Origin of the sequence: Paenibacillus sp. GYB006 (genome assembly GCF_036577645.1) — a bacterium.
GTDB lineage: Bacteria > Bacillota > Bacilli > Paenibacillales > Paenibacillaceae > Paenibacillus.
Map to the genome: position 1 here is coordinate 1 of NZ_JARBDA010000034.1, position 7,173 is coordinate 7,173.

Consider the following 7,173-nt stretch of genomic DNA (forward strand, 5'->3'; position numbering starts at 1 on the left):
TAAAGAGAATAAAAAATTTGATCGTATTAAGCATTATGATGGAGCTTCCTATGCAAAGAAATTATTCTTAAAAGGAGAAGTTCCAGCTATTTTGTTAACTAGAGATTATAAAAGCTTAACTTTTGTTGACTCAGGAATACAGTATATAATTACTGATTTTACAGGAAGGCCACTTGATGATCAGGAAATCCAGAAGATAGCGGATTCAATGTTATAATTTAAAAATGTTGTTACTCTAACTGTAAAACTTTCACGTAATCATTTATCTATTGCTAAAAAATATGAAATGTGGACATATGACAAACTTTTTGAAAATGGCACAGTCACTCATCCAGATGGCTGCGTAATCCATCGACTATCTGGCTGGGATATACCTTATTTTGCCCAACATTACGGATTAGCGTCAAGATTTCTCGATTGGACTACAAGTTTAGACTCAGCCTTGTTTTTTGCTTGTCAGGCTGCTGATCAGGATAGTAAAGACGATCCCTGCTTAAGGTTGTTAGATCCAGCTAAATTCAACAAATATAGTATAAATGGAAATTATGCGGTCTCTCCGGATGGTGATTACATGGAATATTTAAAACAATATGTATCCTTTCATCAAATGCAAAGCCCCGTTGCAATTAGCCCCGGTTACGTTTCAGCAAGTAATGAAAGACTTCAACTACAAAACGGTCTCTTTATTTTTTCAAGTAACATTATAGATATAATTAAATATGTTAAAAACGCAGGTAACAAGCAGAAAATAATGCACAAAATAGTGATTCCAAAAGCAGTTGCAAAAGACATATTAAAACATAATCCAATATCAGCAAGTACATTAGGATTAGATGATGATCATCTCGCCAACGAATACTCCTTCAATAGATTTAGTTTGACACACAGTTAAAAATCACTGACAAACAGCCCATTTCTCAATCTAATGGCTGTTTTTTTCGCTTTCTTTTTATCGCATACATTTCTTATCAGTTATCCATATCTATATATTTTGCATATGTACATATAAGATCATTAATATGTCCAGAACGTCCCCAACTATGTTTACAATTCATTTATTCATCACCTCTAAGACCTTGACAGGAATCGAACCTGCCTATACCATGAAGGCCATAATAAAATTGCAGTGATCTTACCTGCATTCCCCGCGTAGCGCTTTTGACGATAATAACCTAGCTTAAACTTCACTAGACGTCTACGGCACAAAGCATTCCTTTAGCGCTACCGAGTCCTGCAATGATCGGGTTAGCAGGGACAACCCGGGTGATTAACCCTATGTCCCTACTTTATTATAATTACAATTTCAAACTAATATCTTTTATTTTAGTTTGAAAATTCAAAAACCACCAAACATATATGAACTGCACCCCAAATGTTAGACATCAACTAACATTGGAGGTGCAGTTTTTATATGGCTAAGTTTAGTTCAGATGAAAAATTACAAGCAGTTATGCGCTATCAAAATGGATCGGAAGGTATAAAATCGATTGCGAGATCTATAGGGATCCATCATTCTGTTTTATTAAATTGGATTAAACAATATGAGCACCATGGTGAAGAGGTTTTTAAAAAGCGCTATACACCGTATTCCTTACAGGATAAACTAGACGTACTTAATTATATGAACGAATTCGGGACGTCTGTTAGAGAAACGGCAGCAATATTTAATATTGCGAGTCATAGTACCATTTTAAGCTGGCAAGAGAGCTTAGAATTACATGGAATGGACGCCCTAAGACCAAAGAAAAAGGGGCGTCCATCCGTGAAAAAAGAATCGATCAAACAGAAGAATCAAACGTTAGTAGAAGGGTCTGTAGAGGCCTTACAGGCAGAAGTGGAACGTTTACGAATGGAAAATGAGTATTTAAAAAAGTTAAATGCCTTAGTTCAAAACAAGAAAAAATCACCAAGGAAGACAAAGTAAAGGTCATCTATGAATTAAGGCATAAATACTCGGTGAAGGCGCTTGTGGCATTCGCTGCTATTCCACGAAGCACGTATTACGATGTAGTGAAGAAGCTAGATCGTCCAGATCCAGATGCTGATTTGAAGGCTGAAATCAAAGCGATTTACGAGGAACATGAAGGTCGATATGGCTATCGTCGCATTCGAGATGAACTAGCCAATCGTGGGCAAAAAGTGAATCATAAGAAAGTGCAACGTATCATGAAAGAATTAGGGTTAAAAAGCGTAGTTCGCATGAAAAAATATAAGTCGTACAAAGGAACAGTGGGCAAAATTGCACCAAATATTCTAAACCGTAACTTTACAGCACAAGCTCCGAACGAAAAGTGGGTTACAGATATTACAGAATTTAAATTATTTGGTGAGAAGCTTTATTTATCACCTGTATTAGACTTGTTTAACGGTGAAATCATTTCCTACACAATTGGCTCTAGACCAACGTATTCACTCGTTTCTGAGATGCTAGAAAAAGCATTAGAATGTTTACCAGAGGATCACAAGTTAATGATGCATTCAGATCAAGGCTGGCATTATCAAATGAAACCATATCGCGAAGTTCTTCGAAAGAGAGGGATCACACAAAGTATGTCGCGTAAAGGTAACTGCTATGATAACTCAGTAATGGAGAATTTCTTTGGGATTATAAAGTCGGAACTCCTTTACTTAAAGGAATTTGAGAGTGTAGAACATTTTAAATTAGAACTAGAAAAATATATGAACTACTACAACACAAAACGATTGAAGGCAAAATTAAAAACGAGTCCGGTACAGTACCGAACTCGTTTTACCCAAGCTGCCTAATGAAATAACCGTGTCTAACATTTAGGGGTCACTTCAATAAGTCGGTGGTTTTTGAAGAAATATAAATTCAATAACTAAGATTATTAATTTTTTTAATGAATTCACTTTTTTTCTCGATTGAATATTCCTTAGGTATCGCATCTAGTAATCTATCTATAGATTTCTTTATATCTGCGATTTTCTCTTCTCCATTATTGTATAATGCATACTGAGATAACAATCTAAAATTCGCTTCATCAATATCCTCAATTATCAAAGTGATCCTACTAGCGATTAAATCTGTTGCAGACATAGAATTATTGAACTTGTCTAGTGATTTTTCAGCTAGATTCAATCTTTTGTCTGCATTTATTAAAGAGTTCATTATTTCGTTAGATGTAGTTTGTTTACCTGCTTGGTCGAGGTAGTATACATACCTCTCAAGACGGTTTATAAACCTACTGTATTCTAATGAATCACCCACAATTTTATCCTTATTTATGAGGTAGCTATTATATAATAGAACTCCAATAATTACATTGAGAATTAATGAAATTACCAAAACAACCTTGATACTAGAAGTTCTTCTCATCATAAATTTTCCTCACTTTGAGTTAACAGTATGTTCAACATAGGCAGTGTTTGTCCAACCATATAAAGTGACTGGAGCCGCATTACCAGCAACCATGACTACAGAATATTTAACCTTGGCTTGAGGAACAACAATTATGTTTTGATAATTTTTAGGCATATCATATATGAATTTAACTGTAACGCCTCTTTCAAGTCCCCCCCCTTTCCTTGTTTTATAATCAGCTTCTTTATAAGAAATTGAAATAGGTAAGTCGGCTTTTGAAGAATCAGGAAGCAAGAATTGCACTGTTTGGACAGTACCCCCACTTCCTGTAAGATTAGTCCCTTTTTTAACATTAATGTTATTTAGAACCATTTGAAAAGGAGTATAAACAGCTGAGGTTATCGGATACTTATATGCTAGAACATTAACTAGGGAACTTAAAGACCCTTCAAGGTAAGGATTAACTTTATGCTCAGTTAATTCCTCTTTTGGATCAGTTGAGTATATATCAAAAGGAATACCTAAATTTTGAACCCTAAATTTAACATCTATTTGATTAACTTTAGCATCTGAATATGATAAACCGCTATAAATATTGTTTATAGTACTGAGTCTAGACCATGCTGTAATTGATTCATAGCCTATACCACGCTCAGGTTGATAGAGTGCTTTGGCACTCATAACTACAGTACTATCGGCAGTCTTATTAGAATTATCATTACTTGAGCCTTTCATATATAAATTAGCGTAGGAGCTTCCTTTATAATAATAGTCAAACCCTGGCAATATTGTTTCAGCAGCGTATACCTTCTCACTAGATGATATCAACGTTGAAGAAAATAAAAATGAAGCTGCTAACATACTTAATATTAATTTTTTTCTCATTCTTTTAGCCCCCTGCATATTCCGTTGTAATATCTGCAATCTCTTCGGTTAAGAAACTAGTGTCACCAAAAATTAAATACGAGATTCCTTCACCAAAGTTACCAAGAGTTAAGGAGAAGTATCTTTGTCCAGTCTCCACAATTGAGCCAAGACCGATTATTATTTCCTCTGTTTCTTCATTTTCTTTTGTCATAATTGCATCTAGTGGACCGAATACGTATGTATCCCCTGATTTTAGCTTAACTTTGGATATAGTAGACCCAATCAGTTCAATTTTGTTCTTCACTCCATCCATTTCTAATGATCCGCTACCATTGACCTTATAAAAATCACCTGTAGGTGTTAGATCTATATTTAAAGATAAGCTCTTCTTACTTTGAGCGTTCCTTTTTTCATTAGAAAAACTGAATTCTTGAATACCAGCCTTTTCTTCAATAACTTGTTCCTCTTCTTGTGTTTTGAGCTCGATTGGTAAAACATCTGAATAATTTTCAGTAACATTCATACTAATATTACCGCCATTATCCATTTTAAATTCTTTATCCTGACTATACCCAGTATTAACCATCAATACTAATCCAGCTATTAGACCAAGGCTTATTAATGCTCCTAATGTTTTTTTTCTTTTCATTATTCATTTCCCCCATTTAATATAACTAGTAATAATTTTCAAGAATCAGTAATGGGCCCCTTACTTTTCATTGGATTATTACCAAAGAGTACCTATAATACATATAGTTAATTAATAAGTCAATCCATATATTGGTTTTAATATTAATATAATTGAATCAATTTCATAATGCATTGACTTAAAGAATTGCAGACTACTCCAATGCAATCGTAATACATTTTAAATTTTATGAGGCTTTCGCTCTTTATTGTTTGTTCACACGATCCACGACTAGCTTCATGCTGTTGTAAACTAGTGTTGCGAGGATAAAGTGCAGCCTCGCTTTTGCTCCTGTTCGGTGTCTTAGGTTATTTAATTGAAAGAACTCTTTCAGGTATGCATTTACTCGTTCAACTGCGGATCTTCTCTTTGCGATTTGCTTCCATGAAACAACCGCGATTGGTTAAAGCTAGACAAGATAATAATTAATCATCATTTCGTATCTTCCCTAATAAAACGAAAAAACGTTAGTTGAAAACAGCAGGGAGCAGTTTGCCAGTTGGCAGCTGCTCCCTTTTAGTCATGCAAACCGGCAGGTATTTTTGTTATCATTAAACAAAATGGAGGGGATGAACGTTCATAAGAAAAAGTATTTTATTCTAATGCCACCAATGTTAATAATTGGGCTATTTTCATTCTGCTTTCTTCCAGTAAATCAGAGACAGTATGTGTTTTTAGCACCTATTGTATTTTGGTTGATATATTACACTTGGATATTTATTGAAAGAAAACAAAAGAAAAAATTATAATTGGGATAAATTCTCTTATGATAAAGATTGGAGGGGAAATCAATTGAGCGGAATAATAATGTTTATCGTTTATTTGTTGGTAGGCGGATTAATTATAAAAGTAGGTGTAGATAATTCTAAAGGTACTCAATATTCAAAAGAAATATTAAAGGAATTGCGTGAGATCAAAGAACTTATGATGAAAGATAAGAACGAATAATCCTAAACTGTTACGCTAACGGAAAAACAACAATACAAATAAATTGGGGTGCGTTTGTTGGGTTTAGATATTATGTTATGTGATTCAAATGGTAATGAAACTGACTATGTAGAGATATCGTATGAGTTGCATACTCAAATTTTCTATAATATTAACAAGGAACTCTGGGGTAAAACGAAATATGTTCGAAATTTAAAACATTATTATTTAGCGAAAGGTAATTTTAAAGGGTCTGAGGTTGAAGAATTTATTCAAGAATTGAATACTCTAGTCCCTTTCCTTGACAAAAGATATCTCAACTAATCAATATAATTAAAAAAATAAAACATCTTCTTCCTTACAACATTATAATTGCAGGTGACTAATAAGATCTGCTTTTTAAAGATCTTCGTCAGTTAATTCATTCAAGACCTAGGACAAGCTGAGGAGTATCAATTAAAGAACAGCTCAGTTAAATAAAGATCAGATGTTATTGGAAGTCGAAAAGCATTTCGGCTTTCAATGATACCGGAGTGATTATTTTACATCAATTGTCATTTGTTACACTAACGATAAAACGATAGCTGAACACAGCAGGGAGCAGTTTGCCAGTTGGCAACTGCTCCCTTTAAAGTAAGCAACGATCAATAGAGTGTTGCTTTTTCTCTTAGCTACTTTTGACAGATTAATTCAACTTTTTAATCACTAAAAGCGTTATATCTAAGGGACATAGCTATTGTGTAGGAAGAACAAATGAACATAAGCATGGAGGATAGTTATGGAGACAAAAGAAGGAAATTTCTCGAATGATAACACAATGGAATCTATTCAAAAATTAACTGAACAAGATGCGAAGACTTTCTTGAACCTTATATATGCTATTTTGAAAGATAACGAGATTCCAAGCGAAAAATTAATTTCACAAGTATTATCTGTTTACGAGAAAAAAATACCGCGATTGGTTAAAGCTAGACAAGATAATAATTAATCATCATTTTTATCTTCCCTAATAAAACGAAAAAACGTTTGTTGAAAACAGCAGGGAGCAGTTTGCCATTTGGCAACTGCTCCCTTTTATTAGGACAGCCTATGTGTTTCTTGTTTTTTAACTGAGTTTTAGATGTAAATTTTTGCATTGTGATTGGAGGTTATTATCCTATATAGTTAATGCTTCAATCCTGCCTAGCGAAACCATAAATAACAACATTCAGGATTATCAGGCACATATGATCGTTTAAGATTCTACAAAATCCATCGGATATTTCTTATGCTTAATTAGCTATATGAGGAGGTGAAATTTATGAGAGAAAAAATAAATTCATGGTCTTTCTTTCTTTCAATAATTTGTTTAGTTTCGTATTTAGCAATG

The 7,173-nt window shown here is 33.7% G+C and carries 8 protein-coding genes and 1 pseudogene; 5 read left to right on the forward strand and 4 right to left on the reverse strand.

Features of this window, described 5'->3' with window-relative positions; translation table 11 throughout:
- The 3 genes from PV403_RS24575 to PV403_RS24585 form a co-directional block, all read left to right on the forward strand.
- Window positions 1-217, forward strand: a 217-nt coding sequence (locus PV403_RS24575; RefSeq protein WP_332086260.1) for a hypothetical protein, incomplete at its 5' end; no start/stop codon positions are given.
- Window positions 218-286: 69 nt separating this feature from the next.
- Window positions 287-892 carry an FRG domain-containing protein gene (locus PV403_RS24580; RefSeq protein WP_191805270.1) on the forward strand — a complete coding sequence of 202 codons (606 nt, stop codon included), beginning with the start codon at window positions 287-289 and terminating at the stop codon, window positions 890-892.
- A gap of 519 nt (window positions 893-1,411) precedes the next feature.
- Window positions 1,412-2,766, forward strand: a protein-coding gene (locus PV403_RS24585; RefSeq protein WP_332086262.1) for an IS3 family transposase whose coding sequence is annotated in 2 segments (ribosomal slippage) — window positions 1,412-1,865 and window positions 1,865-2,766 — 1,356 coding nt in all. Because the reading frame shifts where the segments join, the coding sequence is not laid out codon by codon here.
- Between the two features lie 67 nt (window positions 2,767-2,833).
- Here PV403_RS24585 and PV403_RS24590 read toward each other — a convergent pair.
- From PV403_RS24590 to PV403_RS24605, 4 genes and pseudogenes are all read right to left on the reverse strand, one after another.
- The gene (locus tag PV403_RS24590) at window positions 2,834-3,340 is read right to left on the reverse strand and encodes a hypothetical protein (RefSeq protein ID WP_191805272.1); all 507 of its coding nucleotides are present in this window, start codon (window positions 3,338-3,340) and stop codon (window positions 2,834-2,836) included.
- A 9-nt stretch (window positions 3,341-3,349) separates the two neighbouring features.
- The gene (locus PV403_RS24595; protein WP_191805274.1) at window positions 3,350-4,207 is read right to left on the reverse strand and encodes a hypothetical protein; all 858 of its coding nucleotides are present in this window, start codon (window positions 4,205-4,207) and stop codon (window positions 3,350-3,352) included.
- Window positions 4,208-4,211: 4 nt separating this feature from the next.
- Complete coding sequence (locus PV403_RS24600) at window positions 4,212-4,838, reverse strand: hypothetical protein (RefSeq protein ID WP_191805276.1); 627 nt, start codon at window positions 4,836-4,838, stop codon at window positions 4,212-4,214.
- Between the two features lie 244 nt (window positions 4,839-5,082).
- Window positions 5,083-5,265: pseudogene (locus PV403_RS24605) on the reverse strand (transposase); the annotation flags it as partial.
- A 404-nt stretch (window positions 5,266-5,669) separates the two neighbouring features.
- Here PV403_RS24605 and PV403_RS24610 point away from each other — a divergent pair.
- Complete coding sequence (locus tag PV403_RS24610; protein ID WP_332086264.1) at window positions 5,670-5,825, forward strand: hypothetical protein; 156 nt, start codon at window positions 5,670-5,672, stop codon at window positions 5,823-5,825.
- Between the two features lie 757 nt (window positions 5,826-6,582).
- Window positions 6,583-6,792 carry a hypothetical protein gene (locus PV403_RS24615; protein WP_213534584.1) on the forward strand — a complete coding sequence of 70 codons (210 nt, stop codon included), beginning with the start codon at window positions 6,583-6,585 and terminating at the stop codon, window positions 6,790-6,792.
- Window positions 6,793-7,173 lie beyond the last annotated feature (381 nt).

Coding starts and splice junctions, on each gene's coding strand:
- PV403_RS24580 (WP_191805270.1), top strand. CDS start 287: ATGTGGACATATGACAAACTTTTTGAAAATGGCACAGTCACTCATCCA.
- PV403_RS24600 (WP_191805276.1), bottom strand. CDS start 4,838: ATGAAAAGAAAAAAAACATTAGGAGCATTAATAAGCCTTGGTCTAATA.
- PV403_RS24595 (WP_191805274.1), bottom strand. CDS start 4,207: ATGAGAAAAAAATTAATATTAAGTATGTTAGCAGCTTCATTTTTATTT.
- PV403_RS24615 (WP_213534584.1), top strand. CDS start 6,583: ATGGAGACAAAAGAAGGAAATTTCTCGAATGATAACACAATGGAATCT.
- PV403_RS24590 (WP_191805272.1), bottom strand. CDS start 3,340: ATGATGAGAAGAACTTCTAGTATCAAGGTTGTTTTGGTAATTTCATTA.